The following is a 16,239-nucleotide window of genomic DNA, read 5'->3' on the forward strand; positions in this document are numbered from 1 at the left end:
CCGGGCTGAGCCTGATGACCCGCTACGTCTCCGGCGATAACGTCGACCGCGGCGCCGGCGCCAGCGAAGGCAAGACCTGGGAGCGCAACACCGACATCGCCTACGTCATCCAGAGCGGCCCGCTGAAAAACCTTGGCCTCAAGCTGCGCAACGCCACCACGCGAAGCAACTTCCAGAGCGATCTGGACGAGAACCGCTTCATCGTCAGCTACAGCCTGCCGTTGTGGTAACCGCGAAACCGCTGTGAACCTCCTCGTTGGAAATTTCCGGGCCGCATAGGCCCGGCTTTTTCTGCGTCGGCCGGGCCTTCTCTCGGCGCTCGCGGTTTGCATCGCCGATGCAAACCAACTACCTCAACGGCGCGACAAATACTGGCCTTTTGCCTTTTATTTGCTCGCTTTACCGCTCAATCACCCGTTTGAAAAAGCCACTTGCCGTATACGGAAACTGGTTGTTATCGTTTACGTAAAGGTCATGCGGCGACCTGCGCCATAACCAACAAAAACAATCAAGGTTAGAGGGCACCCCATGGAACCAGAGTTCGTGCTGGAAACGCGCGGCCTGACCAAGGAATTCCGCGGCTTCACCGCCGTGGATTCCGTCGATCTGAAGGTCCGTCAGGGTCACATCCATGCGCTTATCGGCCCCAATGGCGCCGGCAAGACCACCGTATTCAATCTGCTCACCAAATTCCTCACGCCTACCCGCGGCGAGATCCTCTATCGCGGCAAGAACATCACCTCGATGAAGGCCAACGAGATCGCCCGGCTCGGCCTGGTGCGCTCGTTCCAGATTTCCGCAGTGTTCGGCCACATGAGCGTGCTGGAAAACGTGCGTGTCGCGCTGCAGCAGAAAATGGGCAACTCCTTTCACTTCTGGAAATCCGAACGCAGCCTGCGTGAGCTGGACGACCAGGTGATGCAGCTGCTCGCTGAAGTGGACTTGCAATCCTTCGCCCAGACCCTGGCGGTCGAGCTGCCCTATGGCCGCAAGCGTGCGCTGGAGCTGGCCACCACCCTGGCGCTCGACCCCTTCGTGCTGCTGCTCGACGAACCGACCCAGGGCATGGGCAGCGAAGACGTCGACATGGTCGTCGAGCTGGTGCGCAAGGCCGCGGCCAACCGTACGGTGCTGATGGTCGAGCACAACCTCAGCGTGGTCAGCCGGCTGTGCGATCGCATCACTGTGCTGGCGCGCGGCTCGGTGCTTGCCGAGGGCGACTACGACAGCGTTTCGGCCAACCCGCAGGTGCGCGAAGCCTATCTCGGCAGCGAAGCCGCAACGCTCGAGGAGGCGCACGCATGAATCCACCCATGGACCGCGATCAGCTGCGCGTCAGCGATCTGCATGCCTTCTACGGCGAGTCGCACATTCTGCACGGTGTCGATCTGGTGGTCGGCCGCGGCGAGCTGGTGACCCTGCTCGGACGCAACGGCGCCGGGCGCTCCACCACGCTGCGCGCGATCATGAACATGGTCGGTCGCCGCACCGGCTCCATCGTGGTCAACGGCAACGAGACCATCGGCATGCCGGCCCACCAGATTCCGCGGCTGGGCGTTGGCTACTGCCCGGAAGAGCGCGGCATCTTCGCCAGCCTGAGCGTCGAGGAGAACCTGTTGCTGCCGCCGACGGTGCGCAGCGGCGGCATGAGCCTGGACGAGCTCTACGAGATGTTTCCCAACCTCTACGAACGTCGCTTCAGCCAGGGCACGCGGCTCTCCGGTGGCGAGCAGCAGATGCTGGCCATGGCGCGCATCCTGCGCACCGGCGCCAACCTGCTGCTGCTCGACGAGATCACCGAAGGCCTGGCGCCGGTCATCGTGCAGAAGCTTGGCGAGGTACTGATCAAGCTCAAGCAGCGCGGACTGACCATCGTCCTGGTGGAGCAGAACTTCCGCTTTGCCGCGCCGTTGGCCGACCGCCATTACGTCATGGAGCACGGCCGCATCATCGAGGAGATCGAGGCGGCCGAGCTGGATTCGAAGAAGGACTTCCTCAATTCCTGTCTCGGGGTGTGAACCTCAGGAAGCTGTAAACCGGCCGCAGTGGATGCCGGCCCGAACCACAACAAAAACAATCGAGAGTGGTGAATACATGAGCTTTTTCCGCAAGAGCGCGAGCGCCATCCTGGCTTCTTCCCTGATCGCTTCGGCCGCCCAGGCCGAGATCAGCAACGACGAAATCCGCATCGGCTACCTGGCCGACATGTCCGGCACCTATCGCGACCTCTCCGGCCCGGGCGGCCTGGAAGCGTTGAAGATGGCGGTGGAAGATTTCGGCGGCAAGGTCGACGGCAAGAAGATCGTTGTCTTCCATGCCGACGACCTGAACAAACCCGACGTCGGCGCCAATACCGTGCGCCAGTGGATCGACGAGCGCAACGTCGACATGGTGACCGGCATGGTCGCCAGTTCCGTGGTGCTGGCCGCAAGCAAGGTGGTGGAGCAGGGCGGCAAGCTGGCGCTGATCTCCGGTGCCGCGGCGTCCAGCATCACCAACGAGTTCTGCTCGCCCAACCACATCCACTGGACCTACGACACCTACGCGCTGGCCAATGGCACGGCCAAGGCCGTACTCGCCGATGGGGGCAAGAGCTGGTACATCCTCACCGCCGACTATGCCTTCGGCCACGCCATGGAAAACGACATCACCAAGGTGGTGGAAGGCGAGGGCGGCAGCGTCGTCGGCAAGGTCCGCCATCCGTTCCCAAGCAACGATTTCTCTTCCTACATGCTGCAGGCGCAGGGCTCCGGAGCCGAGGTGATCGCCCTGGCCAACGCCGGTGCCGATACGGTCAACTCGCTGAAGACCGCCAGCGAATTCGGCGTCACCCAGTCCGGGCAGAAGCTCGCCGGCATGGTGGTGTTCCTCAACGACATCCATGCCATGGGCCTGGACGTGACCCAGGGCCTGATGCTGACTACCGGCTGGTACTGGGACATGAACGACGACACCCGCGCCTGGGCCAAGCGCTACTACGAGCGCACCAAGCGCATGCCGGGCATGGTGCACGCCGGCATCTATTCGGCCACAACGCATTATCTGAACGCGGTAAAGGCCGCCGGCACCGACGAGACCGTCGCAGTGCGTGCGCAGATGGCCAAGACGCCGGTCAACGACATGTTCGCCAAGGACGGTCGTATCCGTGAGGACGGCCGCATGGTGCATGACATGTACCTGGTGCAGGTCAAGACACCGGCCGAATCCACCGGCGAGTTGGACCTGTACAAGATCGTCAGCACCATTCCGGGAGAGCAGGCCTACCGGCCGATCGCCGAGACCCAGTGCACCAAGCTGGTCGCCAAGGACTGACCGGCTGATCCGCGCCATCACCCGGTCGGCAACGGCCGGGTGCCACGGACTTCCTTTGGGTGGTGAACCATGACTCTCCTATTCGGCGTACCCCTGAGCGTACTGCTCGGGCAGCTGCTGCTCGGCCTGATCAACGGGGCGTTCTACGCACTGCTGAGCCTGGGCCTGGCGATCATCTTCGGCCTGCTGCGCATCATCAACTTCGCCCATGGTGCGCAGTACATGCTGGGCGCCTTCGTGGCCTTCCTCGGGCTGAACTACCTGGGTGTGAGCTACTGGTTCGCGCTGGTGCTGGCGCCGTTGGTGGTGGGTTGCCTGGGCATGGCCATCGAGCGCGGGCTGCTGCGGCGCATCGCCAATGAGGACCACCTCTACGGACTGCTGCTGACCTTCGGCCTGGCGCTGATCGTCGAGGGCAGCTTCGTCAAGCTGTTCGGCGTGTCCGGCTCGTCCTACCCGATGCCGGAACTGCTGCGCGGCGGCTTCAACCTCGGCTTCATGTTCCTGCCGACTTACCGCGCCTGGGTGATCGTCGCCGCGCTGGTGGTCTGCCTGGCGACCTGGTACGTGATCGAACGTACGCGACTCGGTTCTTACCTGCGCGCCGGCACCGAGAACCCCAAGCTGATGCAGGGCTTCGGCATCAACGTACCGCTGCTGGTGACCCTGACCTATGGCTACGGTGTGGCCCTGGCGGCATTCGCCGGCGTGCTGGCCGCGCCGATCTACGCGGTGACGCCGGGCATGGGCTCGAACCTGCTGATCGTGGTGTTCGCCGTGGTGGTGATCGGCGGCATGGGCTCGATCCTCGGCGCCATCGTCACCGGCATCGCCATGGGCCTGATCGAGGGGCTGACCAAGGTCTTCTATCCGGAAGCGGCCAATACCGTGGTGTTCCTGGTCATGGTGGCGGTGCTGCTGATTCGTCCTGCGGGACTCTTTGGTAAGGAGGCATGAGCATGACGAATCCGGCAAACGTGCAGGCCGCATCGCTGCGGCAGGCCAGTGTGGTACGCGAGCGCAGGCATGCGGCCGCGCGGCGGCAGAAGATCTTCTATGCGGTGCTGCTGGTGATCGCGCTGTTGGCGCCGCTGGCGGTGTATCCGGTGTTCCTGATGAAGCTGCTGTGCTTCGCCCTGTTCGCCTGCGCCTTCAACCTGCTGCTGGGTTACGCGGGGCTGCTGTCCTTCGGCCATGCGGCGTTCTTCGCTACCGGTGGCTACATCACCGGCTACATGCTGAGCAGCTACAGCGGGCTCAGCACCGAGCTGGGCATCCTCGCCGGCACCCTGGCCTCAACGGTGCTCGGTGCGCTGTTCGGCATGCTGGCCATCCGGCGGCAGGGCATCTACTTCGCGATGATCACCCTGGCGCTGGCGCAGCTGGTGTTCTTCGTCTTCGTCCAGGCGCCGTTCACCGGCGGCGAGAACGGCCTGCAGGGCGTGCCGCGCGGGCACCTGTTCGGCCTCGTCGACATGCAGAACAACATGGCCATGTACTACTTCGTACTGGCGGTGTTCGTGCTCGGCTTCGCCATCATCCAGCGCACCATCCATTCGCCTTATGGCCAGGTGCTCAAGGCGATTCGCGAGAACGAGCCGCGCGCCGTGTCGCTGGGCTACAACGTCGATCGGCACAAGCTGCTGGCGTTCGTCATCTCCGCGGCGCTTGCCGGCCTGGCTGGCGCTACCAAGACCGTGGTGTTCCAGCTGGCCTCGCTGACCGACGCGCACTGGCACATGTCGGGCGAGGTGATCCTGATGACCCTGCTGGGTGGGGTCGGCACCATCCTTGGCCCACTGGTCGGCGCCACGGTGGTGGTGACGTTGCAGAGCTACCTGTCCAACGGGCCGCTGGGCGAATGGGTGCACGTGATCCTCGGGGTGATCTTCGTGCTCTGCGTGCTGCTGTTCCGCTCCGGCATCGTCGGCTGGTTGGAGCGGCTGGTGAAGCGCAACTTCAAGTAGCGGCTCAATGCGGCACCGCCCGGATTGCGCCGGGCGGTGCCTTGCCTTTCGAACCCGGCGGTTAGATGCGTGCCTAACCTGCAGACCCCTCGAGAGGACACCGTCATGCCTGGTATCGAATCGCACCATCCCTCGCAGCCCGTCTGGCCGTGGCGAGCCGACGAATCGCCGCTCAACGATCTGGACGATGCCGAGAGCGACACCGAACGGGACGGCCCGGATGAGCTGCCGGAAGAGGTGCTCGAGCAGCTGGAAAAAGTCGTTCCACCACCAGAGCCGATCCCCGATCCGGGACCGTTGTAGCTCCAGAGCTTTGCCTGCCGGAAACGAAAAGGCCCCGATGAGTCGGGGCCTTCAGCCGAGCGTCGAGCGGGCTCAGACGTTGAACAGCGATTGTGACTGCAAGTCATTGAATGAACAGTTCACCATGCTGCTCCATTAAAAAATATACTCATGTTTGTACTCAAAATTGTACTCAAAAAACTCAGCATTGAGTACGTTCAACCCTGATCTGGCGCCGTTGCGCCGGCTCGGATTCAACTTTCCAGGCGCCTGCGACAGGCATCAATGGTGGATGTTATCTGCTGCGCCAACATCTGCCTAATCGGAGCACGCTCAAATCGCTCACCTAATGAGCTTGCCTGCAGCAACATCCGTTCGATGACCTCTTCCGCCCGTTTCCTTGGGACGCCACCTTCCTCCGCCAGACGCAATAAATGCCGGCGTTCGATGGCAGCACCTTCGCCGCAAACGTCCAGGTGATGCTGGCCCATCGGGCCTTCGCTGAAGGTCAGGTCGAATGCCGGAGCCAGACGCCAGCGCCGGTCAGGCCCGAGACGCCACGCGAAATTCTTGGGATGGTCGTCACGGTTGTGGAAAAGCACATTGAAGACGGCTCGTGCGTAGGCTTTCTCCACTTCGCGCTCGTCGCGCGTCAGGAAACGGGTAGCCCGCAGGAAGGCGGTATAGTCGGTGGCACCGGGCAGGCGAAAATCCACTTGCAACAATCCAGCCAGACTGTGCACCGGGACGCGTTGCCCTCCCTCCCGGTCGAAGCGCGCGACGCCGAAGGCGGCCAGTTCGGGGCCAAGGTCGAACCAACGACTTTCGGGCACATCCAGTCCGCAATCCCGAGCCAACTCGGCATAGAGCTGCTCGATGACGCAAACCTCTTTGTGTTCGTTCTGCGCCGGGAACTTGACCAGCCAGGGACTGCCGGGCGCATCCGGACGGGTGCTGACTTGCCCGGTCATTGCGTCGTACTGCACCAAGGCCTTGGGGCGAGCCCCTTGCGGTGAGCCGCCGGTGAGCGCGAGCTCGCGCAGGGCTGCCCCCGCCTCGCCCGCGAGCGCGAGACGGCTTTGCTCGGCCAGCGCCAGCAAGGACCAGTCGGGCTCGTGGGCGCCGGCGTCGCTTGCCGGAACGAAGCGCAACGCGCCCATCGCGCGCTCACCAATGAAGGCCAGCCGGTCCAGTGGCCCGGGATGGCGCAAGCCGTGTTGACGAAACAACCGATCCATCAGCAGCAAACCCCAGCCGTCAGGCAGACTGTCGGCGATCAGGCCCGGAAGGCGATGCAAATGGATCGGAAAACCTCCGTAGGCATCCGCACGCAGCTTGAGGTGCAAGGGCGACAGTTCCAAGCCTTGAGACAAGGCTTCGGGAGAATATTCGAAGAGCAGGGATTGACCGTCATCGGCCAGGCGTCCCAACGGCCAGTCTTCTCCCCAGCCGCAATAATGCACGGTAAGCAGCTTCATGATGCTCTCTTACGCGGCGCACGCTGGCGGCGGCTCACAAGGTCCACCTGCTCCATCTGGGCGATGGATTGCCGTTTGAGTACAAAGAGATCGTCCAGCGCCTCCAGCAAGCCAAGTGCCTGCGCAACGCGGACCAGCGTTTCCAGCGAGCACTGGCCGTCGCTTTCGAGTTTGCGCAACGCCCCCAGCGACAGTCCGGCCATTTGCGCCAGTTCACGCTGCGTGAGCGATTGGGCAAGCCGCTGCTCGCGCAGACGAACACCCAGCGCATGCAGGATCTCAGCGGGAGTTGAGAGATGAAAAGTCACTTTTATGACCCTTAACGCGAAAAAAATTGCGTAAACGCCATTGTAGTGGGCTTTACTTATTCTTGAAAGCAGATGGCTGCGATAGCTGCCGCGAGCGATCATGCGGAGACCATCGTAACGCTACGATAACGTAGCGCTACGATGTTACGGAGTTGGCTCCTGTCCAGCAGCCGGCGCCTCCAGCAGTACTGAAGGCTCCACCCCCAGCGCCTCGGCCAGCTTGAAGATGTTGAGTAAGGCGATGTTGCGTTGCCCACGCTCAACACCCCCCAGATAGCTGCGCGCCAAGCCACTTTCCAGTGCCAGGCGTTCTTGCGACCACCCTCTGGTCTTTCTGATTTCTATCAGCTTCAAGCCGAAGCGTAGTCGGGGATCAAGGGCCATATTTCTCTCTTCTTAAAGAGAAATGACTCTATGAGTACCCCCTCTATAGGGCTACGCCCGATAGGTGCCCGCACTATAAGTGACAATTTAATTCAAGCGCCATAGAATGACCTCTATGAGTAACAACATGGAGGTGATGACGTATGGCAAGCGTCTGGAAGACTGCTGGGATGGGGGCGGCTGCGGGGCTGGCAGTTCCGGTGGCTGGGCTTTCAGGTCTTGCTGCCACTGCTCTTACGCTGATTCTTGTACTGGCGATGGTCGGCGTGGGGCCTGCGCGCCTGTCACAGACATCGCTTTGGGGACTGTTGACCAGTGAGCTGATGCTCTATCTGCTGATTTCGCTGGCGATCTTCATGCTGTCCTTCCGCTTTCTGGCGCGCTTGCAGGCCCGCTGTCAGGCACTTGTAGCCAAGCTCAACGCTCAGCAGGGGCTGTCATTCGATGCTGGACATCTCTTGGGCTACCCCGCGCCGGCCTTTCTGGTGTTTGACCGGCAGCATCGCAAACTGGCTGTCTGCTCAATCGTGGATGAAGCCTGGCGTATCCACGACTTCTCCTGGCTGCTTGGGTGGCGGATGACCTGGCGCGAGGTCGAGAGCATGGAGATGAACGGCGGTAGCCGTCAGGTCAACGCCAGTGGCATGAGCGTGCCGACCTTCGAGCGCACGGTGCGCGCCAAGGACTTCGCCATCGAGCTGCAAACCGCCGACCCGCAACGACCGCTGCTCAGTTTTCCCATGAGCCGTCGGGCGGCGGAAACCTGGTGCGCCCGGCTCAATACCCTCTTCAACGGATAACCTCGCGAGGAACTGCGATGAAACACTACCGGAGCTTATTGCTTCTGCCTTTTGTATTGACGGGTTGTGCCACAACCGACATGCAGGGGGCGCTGGATTCCCTGAACGGACTAGGACACTCCATTGGAACCAGTCTGTCGCAAGCGGCTACGCCCGCAAGCGCGGCAACCCGCAACAGCTTGCTGGGCACTCCACTGCATAACGCCTTGCGCCACAATCTGTCTACCGACGGTCGCGCCCCGGAGTGGCCCAAGGTGGTGATCAGCAATCTGCAAATTCCGGCGGATCAGATGACCCTGACCCGTAGCCTCACGCTCAAAGCCAGTGATTGCATTCGCTTTGACGCAGTGCTCTGGTACGACGCCAAGCGCTCCGAGCGCTTCAGCAATCTGTCGCTTTGCGCGCCGGAGCTGCCGAAACAGTCAAACAACTTCGTACTGACCTGGAAGAGCTTTTCCATCTCCGGCAAAACCACCGGTCAGGTTCGTAGCGATGGACCGATCCCACCGTACAGCAAGTTGCCCGGCGACCCCGCGATGGAGCGTTGGTTGATGAATCAGTTCGGCCTTTACTATGTCGGTTCGCTGCTGACCCTGGTCGGCTACGACCCCAACTTCACGGTCGATGACCGCCGCTTCTGGATCAGGAACATCAAGGGATGAAAGCGTTGCTGCTGGCGGCCATGCCGGTGGTGCTGATGGATGGCACTACCCCAGACCCCAACCGCTGGTTGCAGATCGAGCCGAGCATCATCGCCGCCGTGGAGTGCCGTCAAACCTTGCCGATGCACGCGCTGGATGACATTGCGCCCAATGCCCCCGGCAGTTGGTTGCTTGCACCGGCACGCAGCTTCTCGGTGTTCGGCCTTCCGGTGAAGCGGATCGAGCTGTTCATCGATCCGGATGGTGAATTGGGTGCGAGCTATACCGCAGTGATCGAAAAGCGCAGCCTGGAACAGGTGCGCAAGCAACTGAAGCTTGCCAGCCAGCGCGGGCGCATCGGCCAGCTCTCGGCAGATCAGCCCAGCGCAGAGGTTTTAGTGAGCTGCACGGAGGTCTGGCAGGGGCAGAATGTGGGGCAATAGCTGTTGAAAGGCGCCTATTGCTAATGAGTGACAACTCTGCGTTGCAACATTAGCATAATGATTTTGCATGCCTGAGAACCCAAACTGGATGGGTTGCAACAGTGGGAATGGATGCATGAGCCTGCGTCATCGAAAGCAACGCCCTCCCTTCAGCTCTTTGCCACGGCATAAGCGAAGCGATGAGGTCATCCGCCTCAAAGGCAAGATGCGTCGCGACGCCGCCGAATATGGCGGGCGATTCACCAGTCGTCTTGTGCTAAACGAGCCGGGCCGCCCCGATCTGTACAACCAATGGTTCGACTTTTACTTCCCCGGCATGGATCGATTCACGATCTGGAACGCCGAGATCGTGACGGCACGGCAAGCGTTCTGGGATGCCGCGCACAACGAGGCGTCCTCGCGGGCCTACGCAGCACTGGGAGACGCCGACCTGGACAGGGAATCAAAGCTGGATTTCGAGCCAGCCGATGTCTCGCGCACGGGGAAGGTTCTCACCTATCGGATGGTGAAGCGAGAACCTGTTCGGTACGTACAGTTCGACGGACGGACACTCTCCGAGCAGATCGACCTGCTGGAAACAGCCATCATTCGCGACGAGCCGCCTGTGATCTACGAATCGTTCAAGCTCGACTGGAGCTACGCCTACGGGATTGGCCTTCGTATCGTCCAGGATGTGGAGGTCATCAATCAAGCAGCTATCGAAGCTGCGATTGACCGCTTCCTCGCGATTGGAGAAACCGACTGGGTGTCGTCCGAGGCGGTGCCGCGTTATCACCTGCCATTGGTGCGTGAGCAAGAGGCACTGGCAAGCGTTGACTACCCTTCTGCCCAACTTGGGATGCCAGTTCGATGAAGCCGAAGAAAAAGCCGCTGTTGCCTGTGGGCATCAAGTTGCCCGAGCGCGTCTTGCTTGAGGATGGCGTCATGTTTGCCACCCTGCGGACACTCGATGAGCTTGAGCAATTCTGGGAAGAGCACAAGGGCCAATTCGAACTTGCCTGCGAGGGCAAAGGCGTAACCAGCGGACAGACCTTCTTGCGCGAATACGAATGGGTGTTCGGCACGTCGAAGTCTGCTGTCGTGCGAACCGTTATGCGGTGGGGACGGTCGGGCATCGGTTGTGACTTTTACGACTGGGCGAAACACGATCCCAGAATGCACGAATGCTTCTTCCATGACCGTGATGCCTACCGTGACTCACGGATTGAACGGGGTAAATGGTCGGACAAGGATGAGGCCGAGTATCTTGCCGACTGCGCCCGCCGCACGCCTGAGACCTATCGCGGATGGTGGCGCTTTTGCGATCTGCCCAATGGATACGACCCTGACGACTGGTTCAATCCGGGCATCGACCACGAAGAGCTGTTTGATCCGAACATGGCTCTTGCCGAGGTCGCGGAAAAACTGCATGAGCAGACCTTCGATGACTGGAAGCAGCATGGTGTCTGGGAGGAAATCGAGGCTCACGACAGGGCAAGCATCGACGAGACGATCCGCTATTGGCGGAACGAGCAAGCGGCAGGCGAAAGCTACTACGGCGATGAAAACGAGGCCGCAAGTGTTTCATGACGATGAAAGCCACGTTGCAAGCCGCCATCTCCTCTGGGCAAATCAACACGAAGCAAGAACTGCTTGAGCGTGCAGAAGCTCTCGGCCTGACGGTGACAAGGAATGGGCGTGATTACATCGGGTTGCTTGGGCCTGATGGGAAGCGATTCCGGATTCGTTTCGCGTTTGCCGGCGGCGCATTTCCTACAAGGCCGGAATGTTCGATTGACACGGGCGCCGTCCCGGTCATCCGTTCACGCGGATACTGGATTTACGCGCTGACGGCGCATAGCCGGAATGGCGAGCGAAAAGCCTGCTACATCGGGCAGACGGTCAATCTCAAACGTCGATTTCGCGAGCATCTGCGTCGGCATCGCCCCGGCCATGCCTCGTTCGCTCTCTTCGAGTGGGCCGTTCGCGAACAGGCCGAGGTTCGTGCGACCGTTCTCTCATGGGTTGATGGCGATCAGAGTTATGCATCCCGATTTGAGGGCTACTGGCTGAGATTGGCGGTTGAGGCGGGCTTCGAGGCTCCCGATGCCCATAACTGGGGACGGTTGCCGCAGCCAGAAACCCCTACAGGCCAGCCGAATCGCTGGCCTGCAATGGAAGTCTTTGCCGCGTCTCTCCCCCTGCTGGAACTGGTCGAGCGTGGCATCACGCCTGTCGAGTTGTTTGTTGCCAGTCGAACTCCGTTGTGATCGAAGACGAAGGAAGGAAAACATGATCGGATGGTGGATCGTCATTGCCGCCCAGACCCCCGAGGAGCGGGATACAGGCATTGGCCGAAGGGATGCGGTGCTGGCGAACTGGGAAACCAGTGTCGGCGGAAATGGCTGGGTGCAGCGGCTGGTTGATGAGGGCAAGGCGGTACAACTGCTGTCGGGAGGCTATCCCAGCCGTTACCAGAAGGCAGGCATCACCTACACCTATAAGGTCAACAACCTTGCCGACTGGGCCAAGAAGCCCGAGGTGCAAGCCGCTTTCCCGGTGGTCAAGGGCATTCTCGATGGTGTTGGCAACAAGGAATCCAAGCACGCCGTCAAGCTGACCAGCCAAGGCTGGGAAGCAAAGGGTCTGGATTGATTGGCGTTCTAATGATCATCTCCGGCGGCCAAACCGGCGTAGACCGGGCAGCGCTGGATTTCGCCATTGCCCGGCAGATTCCGCACGGCGGCTGTTGCCCGGCAGGCCGACGGGCCGCTGATGGCGTCCTGGATGCTCGCTACCAGTTGGTGGAGACCGAATCCAGCGGCTACCGCCAGCGTACCAAGCACAATGTTCGGGACGCTGATGCAACGCTGATCATTTACCGAGGCAGGCTGGAAGGCGGCAGCCTGCTTACTCGCGACCTGGCGACGGGACACGGCAAGCCGCTGCTACTGTGCGATTTGCATGCCCCTACAGAAGAGCTGTTGGCTGCATGGCAAGACTGGTTGGTTAGCCATCCCATCGCTATTCTCAACATTGCTGGCCCGAGTGAAGCACGCAACCCCGGTATTTACCTGCAGGCGAGCACGCTGCTGGGCCTTTTCTGGAGCACGGAACATGAGCCGATCTGATGCCCGTTGCGCGACACCTTATATCTACTCGGGTGAGTTGCAAATCCGTCCCGAAGTGGATGCCGCGCTGGCTGCGCTGAAAGACAAACCCTACACCGCCATCCCCAGCTGGAAAAATGACGGAACCTGGGAGCTATGGACAGTGGAAGGCGACGGAGAAACCGAGCCCTGCATCATCAGCGGCCCATCGACAACCTATTCCAGCGAGGCCGATGCGCTGGCCGCCGGTGCGGCCTGGATCGCCAACCTCAATTCCATCCCTCGCTGACAAAGCCAACGCCACGGCGGCTGATATCGACCAGCGGCCTGATGTCTTGCACCTGGACGACTCCTCGGTCATCACGAGCCGCCGAGCCCAAGGCCCGCTGCAGAACCAGGCGCACACTGCGCGGTGGCAAGGCTTGCAGACGGGACAGGACATCATCATCCAGTCGCTCGGCAAAGGCCTTGCCCCAGCTCGACTCGTCGCGGAGTCGGTTGTAAATCGACTGCGCGATGCTTCTGACCTGCTCCGGCTTGGGTGGTTGAATGTGCAACACCGTCAGCCGTGAGCGTAGCGGCCCCGGAATCGCCTCCAGCTCATTCGCGGTCGCCATCCAATTGACATGACTGGCGTCAATGGCAAAGTCGCGGATCGACAAGTCGATGAAATCCCGCGCACTGCGCGGTTCCAGCAAGGTATAGAGTGCTGCCAGCGGATCGTATTGCGGTCTGCCGTTACTGGCCTTGTCCAGTTCATCGAGTACCACCACCGGGTTGGCCAGTGGCTGGTAGGCCAACAGCTCAAAGAGCTGGCCTGGCTCGGAATTGCTCCAAAATGATTCGGAACCGGCGAGCGGCGAACTTGATTGCGTACTCGCTATGTCGAAGACCCGGAACGGTAGCACGAGCTGATCGGCAAGCCAGCGTGCCGCCTCGGTTTTGCCGATGCCCGCCGGGCCGACCAGCAACACGGCAGGCCAAGACACCCGGCCATCGCCCAGACTGGACAAGGCGAAGTGATCACGCATCAGCTCGGCCAGTTCATGGAAGTTTGGAAAGGCCTGCGCGAACTCATCCAGAAGGGCTTTCCAGTCCGGGGGCAGCAGGCCCAGTTGGCGGCTACCATGGCCCGCCCGCTTGATCCGCTCCGCCATCGCCTGTGCGCGCTTGAACTTGTCGTCGCCTTTCGGTCGGTGGCGATCCACGAACGTCTCCAGCCCGGCTTCATCGAGAAAGACGATGCTCGGCAAGAGTATTGATTTAGCGGTTTCTGTCGGCTGCTCCTGAACCTGTTCCGGTTTGGCTTCACTCGGGACGGGCTCATCCTCAACAGCCATGGCGGCGCGTACATCTTCAGTCGTCACCTTACCCAGATCGTGCACCACCTGCTGTACCCCCTGTTCGACGATGAGCTGGCGGCTGCGGCGCACTTCTTCGGCAAACAATCCTTGGATGCCGTCGTGTTGCGGACAGCGTTGCGGACGGATGCCGTCCCCGACAACCTGTACACCGCAAACGGGGCATTTTTGCAGCGAAAGGTGCTTGGTCTGGGCAATCAGATCGAACACTGCTGCTGCACGTTCGCTGTGGCGTCGCGGCGGCTGGTAATGAATGGCCAAGCGATCCCGGTTGCAGCTCACTGACAGTGAGCCCTTCCGTGCGACCACTGCGGGTGGCAGCAGGTATTCCACCTGGGCAAACAGATGTGCCACCACTGCCAAATGCCCCGGCGCGGGTTCGACGATTTGCCGCGCAAGCCAAGGGATGCTGCTCCTTGAGTGCAGCAATGGCTGCTTCGTATTCCCGCAGGCGCAACGGACGGGCTTGCTTTGGCTTACGCATGACGGCCTCCCAAATAGCCTAACTATAAATTACTATAACAGCGGCTTGCGCGAATCGCCAAACTCCGCACGCTCGTCTTGTCGGCCAATAAGTCTTATAGTGATTTACAGTGAATTCACAGAGCCCGACATGCCAACCCTTGCCAACGAACAATTGCCAGCCTTTGCCGCCGCCTTGATACGACTGCGCGGGGAAACGCTGGGGCGGATCGCTGAAGCCACCGGTATCCGCACTGCCAACCTCTCGGTCTGGCTACGTGGCAAGGAGCAGGTGATCTCCGCCAAACGACTCGTCGGCCTGTTGCACTACCTCGGTGTGGAAGGCGGGCGCCTGCGTACCGACGTGTTGCACCAGTGGCAGGATCGTGGGGCACTGGATGACAGCAAGCTCGTGCTAGGCAAGCTGCTGGCCGACAAGCAGTCGGTGTGGTTGTTTCAGGATGAGCAGCCGGGGCTTATCAAGACCCGCTTTCTGTTGGCTGGCGATGTGCTGATCCGCATGGAGATCGAGCCGGGCGTCGATCAAGCCCTTGATTTGGCGACAGTCGTCAGGGTGGATCGTGTCATCAGCACCCCTGCAGCATTGGCCGGGGTGCCAATCGACTCGTTGGCATCAGCACACAACGTCCTCTTGGCGCTGGCGGAGCAGACAGCATCGGACGTGGGTGACGAAGAGCTGCTGGAAGGGCTGATGTTCCGTCTGACCGAAACGGTTGGCAGCAATGTCACGTCATCACGGGGGTGGCAGCAGCTGGAGCAGGCGCTGAGGCGGTCCCTAGAGGCTGGCCTGGCCCCAGGTGACATTGCGAGCTTACTCAAAGGGCACCTTCAGAACAGATAGCCAGACCGCTTCCTGTTCGAGCGCCCGTCCGGATTGGCGCATCTGTTCGGTTAACGGGCCTAGATAATCAGGTAACTGCGGAACAGCACTGGTGAACTCCCGAAGCGTATCCTGCCATAGCCGCGGGCTACCATAGTCTGCCAGTTTGCTTTGCCAGTCGGGCATCAGCCAGCATTCGCAAGTGTCGCCAAGCTGTGCAAAGAGTCGCGCGAAATTGGCCAGCCCCACACCGTCATAGTCCGGGAACAGTACGACACGGCTTGCACGCGGGCGCTGCCCCAGCCAGGCGAGAAGCCGGCCATCAAGCTGTCCGCCGTAGTACAGCAGGGTGGCTTGCGTTCCTACTGGCAGCCAATCCGTGCGGTCAAACAGCGCCTGGTTCTCCACCAGCCAGAGCGACTGCCCGCTTTGCCAGGTGTCGCCAGTTTCAATGCGCAGGCTGGCAGCCCCGAAGTGGTGCGTGAGCTGGCTGAGTGGCAGTTCGCTCCCGTGTTCGCCTTGCCGCCAGAGAACCTTTTCGCCAACGGCCTTGAGCAAGGGGTAGTAGCACTCATGCTGATGATTGCGCGCTTTGCTGTCGCGCGCGTGGGCGATGTGTTGCGCCCGCAGCGGCAGGTCGTCCGTGGCCAGCATCCCGACCTGGGGGGAGAGTGCGCTCAGATGGATATCGAATAGTCGCGGATCGCTGACACGGTAAACATCACCGCGCCCCTGACGCTGGCAGATTACCGCTCCTGTCTGCCGGGCAAAGCGATCCAGAGCGCTGCGCTGAGCGGCGGTGAAATGGCTGGCCGGCAGGGTTTGTTGGCCATGCAGTTTGAGCAAGGCTGCGCGCAGGGTTCGATCCATG

Annotated in this window: 22 protein-coding genes; 17 read left to right on the forward strand and 5 right to left on the reverse strand. The window is 61.2% G+C overall.

What is annotated here, in order from left to right:
* From IEG05_RS20735 to IEG05_RS20765, 7 genes are all read left to right on the forward strand, one after another.
* A partial coding sequence (locus tag IEG05_RS20735; RefSeq protein ID WP_191122672.1) for an OprD family outer membrane porin occupies positions 1-230 on the forward strand: 230 nt, incomplete at its 5' end.
* Positions 231-528: 298 nt separating this feature from the next.
* On the forward strand, positions 529-1,305 hold the full coding sequence (locus IEG05_RS20740) for an ABC transporter ATP-binding protein (RefSeq protein ID WP_191122673.1): 777 nt from the start codon (positions 529-531) through the stop codon (positions 1,303-1,305).
* Complete coding sequence (locus tag IEG05_RS20745) at positions 1,302-2,018, forward strand: ABC transporter ATP-binding protein (RefSeq protein WP_023446998.1); 717 nt, start codon at positions 1,302-1,304, stop codon at positions 2,016-2,018. Before IEG05_RS20740 ends, IEG05_RS20745 begins: the two co-directional genes overlap by 4 nt.
* A 76-nt stretch (positions 2,019-2,094) precedes the next feature.
* Positions 2,095-3,312 carry an ABC transporter substrate-binding protein gene (locus tag IEG05_RS20750; protein ID WP_191122674.1) on the forward strand — a complete coding sequence of 406 codons (1,218 nt, stop codon included), beginning with the start codon at positions 2,095-2,097 and terminating at the stop codon, positions 3,310-3,312.
* Positions 3,313-3,381: 69 nt separating this feature from the next.
* Entirely contained in the window at positions 3,382-4,269 is an 888-nt protein-coding gene (locus IEG05_RS20755) for a branched-chain amino acid ABC transporter permease (RefSeq protein WP_046621435.1), read from the forward strand.
* 2 nt (positions 4,270-4,271) lie between these two features.
* The gene (locus IEG05_RS20760; protein WP_046621438.1) at positions 4,272-5,279 is read left to right on the forward strand and encodes a branched-chain amino acid ABC transporter permease; all 1,008 of its coding nucleotides are present in this window, start codon (positions 4,272-4,274) and stop codon (positions 5,277-5,279) included.
* Positions 5,280-5,384: 105 nt separating this feature from the next.
* Positions 5,385-5,582: a hypothetical protein gene (locus IEG05_RS20765; protein WP_042919633.1), complete on the forward strand. Its 198-nt coding sequence runs from the start codon at positions 5,385-5,387 to the stop codon at positions 5,580-5,582.
* A 233-nt stretch (positions 5,583-5,815) separates the two neighbouring features.
* Here the strand turns inward: IEG05_RS20765 and IEG05_RS20770 are convergent, their stop codons facing one another.
* From IEG05_RS20770 to IEG05_RS20780, 3 genes are read right to left on the reverse strand one after another with little or no spacing between them, the layout of a single operon-like run.
* The gene (locus IEG05_RS20770) at positions 5,816-7,039 is read right to left on the reverse strand and encodes a type II toxin-antitoxin system HipA family toxin (protein ID WP_042919634.1); all 1,224 of its coding nucleotides are present in this window, start codon (positions 7,037-7,039) and stop codon (positions 5,816-5,818) included.
* Positions 7,036-7,449, reverse strand: a complete 414-nt coding sequence (locus IEG05_RS20775) for a helix-turn-helix domain-containing protein (protein ID WP_224742932.1) — start codon at positions 7,447-7,449, stop codon at positions 7,036-7,038. The genes IEG05_RS20770 and IEG05_RS20775 overlap by 4 nt, the downstream gene beginning before the upstream one ends.
* A 42-nt stretch (positions 7,450-7,491) precedes the next feature.
* Positions 7,492-7,731, reverse strand: coding sequence for a helix-turn-helix domain-containing protein (locus tag IEG05_RS20780; protein ID WP_017936955.1), 240 nt, complete (start codon positions 7,729-7,731; stop codon positions 7,492-7,494).
* 143 nt (positions 7,732-7,874) lie between these two features.
* On the opposite strand from IEG05_RS20780, the gene IEG05_RS20785 reads away from it, so the two are divergent.
* The 9 genes from IEG05_RS20785 (at position 7,875) to IEG05_RS20825 (ending at position 12,993) form a co-directional block, all read left to right on the forward strand.
* Positions 7,875-8,531 carry a hypothetical protein gene (locus tag IEG05_RS20785; protein WP_042919635.1) on the forward strand — a complete coding sequence of 219 codons (657 nt, stop codon included), beginning with the start codon at positions 7,875-7,877 and terminating at the stop codon, positions 8,529-8,531.
* A gap of 17 nt (positions 8,532-8,548) precedes the next feature.
* Positions 8,549-9,193 (forward strand): hypothetical protein, encoded by a 645-nt coding sequence (locus tag IEG05_RS20790; protein WP_042919636.1) that lies wholly within the window; start codon positions 8,549-8,551, stop codon positions 9,191-9,193.
* Positions 9,190-9,615 (forward strand): hypothetical protein, encoded by a 426-nt coding sequence (locus IEG05_RS20795; protein WP_046621442.1) that lies wholly within the window; start codon positions 9,190-9,192, stop codon positions 9,613-9,615. Before IEG05_RS20790 ends, IEG05_RS20795 begins: the two co-directional genes overlap by 4 nt.
* Positions 9,616-9,730: 115 nt before the next feature.
* Complete coding sequence (locus IEG05_RS20800; protein ID WP_200899459.1) at positions 9,731-10,468, forward strand: hypothetical protein; 738 nt, start codon at positions 9,731-9,733, stop codon at positions 10,466-10,468.
* Positions 10,465-11,184, forward strand: a complete 720-nt coding sequence (locus tag IEG05_RS20805) for a hypothetical protein (protein ID WP_042919638.1) — start codon at positions 10,465-10,467, stop codon at positions 11,182-11,184. The genes IEG05_RS20800 and IEG05_RS20805 overlap by 4 nt, the downstream gene beginning before the upstream one ends.
* Positions 11,181-11,864, forward strand: coding sequence for a GIY-YIG nuclease family protein (locus IEG05_RS20810; RefSeq protein ID WP_046621445.1), 684 nt, complete (start codon positions 11,181-11,183; stop codon positions 11,862-11,864). The genes IEG05_RS20805 and IEG05_RS20810 overlap by 4 nt, the downstream gene beginning before the upstream one ends.
* A gap of 22 nt (positions 11,865-11,886) precedes the next feature.
* A complete protein-coding gene (locus tag IEG05_RS23410) occupies positions 11,887-12,249 on the forward strand; it encodes a hypothetical protein (RefSeq protein ID WP_052742224.1) in 363 nt (120 codons plus the stop codon).
* Between the two features lie 11 nt (positions 12,250-12,260).
* Entirely contained in the window at positions 12,261-12,725 is a 465-nt protein-coding gene (locus IEG05_RS20820; RefSeq protein ID WP_224742933.1) for a putative molybdenum carrier protein, read from the forward strand.
* Positions 12,712-12,993, forward strand: coding sequence for a hypothetical protein (locus IEG05_RS20825; protein ID WP_046621448.1), 282 nt, complete (start codon positions 12,712-12,714; stop codon positions 12,991-12,993). Before IEG05_RS20820 ends, IEG05_RS20825 begins: the two co-directional genes overlap by 14 nt.
* Here IEG05_RS20825 and IEG05_RS20830 read toward each other — a convergent pair.
* On the reverse strand, positions 12,974-14,275 hold the full coding sequence (locus IEG05_RS20830; RefSeq protein WP_336509763.1) for an AAA family ATPase: 1,302 nt from the start codon (positions 14,273-14,275) through the stop codon (positions 12,974-12,976). The genes IEG05_RS20825 and IEG05_RS20830 overlap by 20 nt on opposite strands.
* A gap of 403 nt (positions 14,276-14,678) precedes the next feature.
* On the opposite strand from IEG05_RS20830, the gene IEG05_RS20835 reads away from it, so the two are divergent.
* Positions 14,679-15,389 carry a helix-turn-helix domain-containing protein gene (locus IEG05_RS20835; RefSeq protein WP_191122675.1) on the forward strand — a complete coding sequence of 237 codons (711 nt, stop codon included), beginning with the start codon at positions 14,679-14,681 and terminating at the stop codon, positions 15,387-15,389.
* Here IEG05_RS20835 and IEG05_RS20840 read toward each other — a convergent pair.
* Entirely contained in the window at positions 15,360-16,238 is an 879-nt protein-coding gene (locus tag IEG05_RS20840) for a DUF7281 domain-containing protein (RefSeq protein ID WP_191122676.1), read from the reverse strand. The genes IEG05_RS20835 and IEG05_RS20840 overlap by 30 nt on opposite strands.
* Between the last annotated feature and the right edge of the window lies 1 nt (position 16,239).

The organism is Stutzerimonas kunmingensis, from assembly GCF_014764705.1.
Lineage (GTDB): Bacteria > Pseudomonadota > Gammaproteobacteria > Pseudomonadales > Pseudomonadaceae > Stutzerimonas.

What these genes read in the sequence shown, in the direction of transcription:
- IEG05_RS20740 (WP_191122673.1), top strand. Translation starts at nt 529, where the DNA reads ATGGAACCAGAGTTCGTGCTGGAAACGCGCGGCCTGACCAAGGAATTC.
- IEG05_RS20745 (WP_023446998.1), top strand. Translation starts at nt 1,302, where the DNA reads ATGAATCCACCCATGGACCGCGATCAGCTGCGCGTCAGCGATCTGCAT.
- IEG05_RS20750 (WP_191122674.1), top strand. Translation starts at nt 2,095, where the DNA reads ATGAGCTTTTTCCGCAAGAGCGCGAGCGCCATCCTGGCTTCTTCCCTG.
- IEG05_RS20755 (WP_046621435.1), top strand. Translation starts at nt 3,382, where the DNA reads ATGACTCTCCTATTCGGCGTACCCCTGAGCGTACTGCTCGGGCAGCTG.
- IEG05_RS20760 (WP_046621438.1), top strand. Translation starts at nt 4,272, where the DNA reads ATGACGAATCCGGCAAACGTGCAGGCCGCATCGCTGCGGCAGGCCAGT.
- IEG05_RS20765 (WP_042919633.1), top strand. Translation starts at nt 5,385, where the DNA reads ATGCCTGGTATCGAATCGCACCATCCCTCGCAGCCCGTCTGGCCGTGG.
- IEG05_RS20770 (WP_042919634.1), bottom strand. Translation starts at nt 7,039, where the DNA reads ATGAAGCTGCTTACCGTGCATTATTGCGGCTGGGGAGAAGACTGGCCG.
- IEG05_RS20775 (WP_224742932.1), bottom strand. Translation starts at nt 7,449, where the DNA reads ATGATCGCTCGCGGCAGCTATCGCAGCCATCTGCTTTCAAGAATAAGT.
- IEG05_RS20780 (WP_017936955.1), bottom strand. Translation starts at nt 7,731, where the DNA reads ATGGCCCTTGATCCCCGACTACGCTTCGGCTTGAAGCTGATAGAAATC.
- IEG05_RS20785 (WP_042919635.1), top strand. Translation starts at nt 7,875, where the DNA reads ATGGCAAGCGTCTGGAAGACTGCTGGGATGGGGGCGGCTGCGGGGCTG.
- IEG05_RS20790 (WP_042919636.1), top strand. Translation starts at nt 8,549, where the DNA reads ATGAAACACTACCGGAGCTTATTGCTTCTGCCTTTTGTATTGACGGGT.
- IEG05_RS20795 (WP_046621442.1), top strand. Translation starts at nt 9,190, where the DNA reads ATGAAAGCGTTGCTGCTGGCGGCCATGCCGGTGGTGCTGATGGATGGC.
- IEG05_RS20800 (WP_200899459.1), top strand. Translation starts at nt 9,731, where the DNA reads ATGAGCCTGCGTCATCGAAAGCAACGCCCTCCCTTCAGCTCTTTGCCA.
- IEG05_RS20805 (WP_042919638.1), top strand. Translation starts at nt 10,465, where the DNA reads ATGAAGCCGAAGAAAAAGCCGCTGTTGCCTGTGGGCATCAAGTTGCCC.
- IEG05_RS20810 (WP_046621445.1), top strand. Translation starts at nt 11,181, where the DNA reads ATGACGATGAAAGCCACGTTGCAAGCCGCCATCTCCTCTGGGCAAATC.
- IEG05_RS23410 (WP_052742224.1), top strand. Translation starts at nt 11,887, where the DNA reads ATGATCGGATGGTGGATCGTCATTGCCGCCCAGACCCCCGAGGAGCGG.
- IEG05_RS20820 (WP_224742933.1), top strand. Translation starts at nt 12,261, where the DNA reads ATGATCATCTCCGGCGGCCAAACCGGCGTAGACCGGGCAGCGCTGGAT.
- IEG05_RS20825 (WP_046621448.1), top strand. Translation starts at nt 12,712, where the DNA reads ATGAGCCGATCTGATGCCCGTTGCGCGACACCTTATATCTACTCGGGT.
- IEG05_RS20835 (WP_191122675.1), top strand. Translation starts at nt 14,679, where the DNA reads ATGCCAACCCTTGCCAACGAACAATTGCCAGCCTTTGCCGCCGCCTTG.
- IEG05_RS20840 (WP_191122676.1), bottom strand. Translation starts at nt 16,238, where the DNA reads ATGGATCGAACCCTGCGCGCAGCCTTGCTCAAACTGCATGGCCAACAA.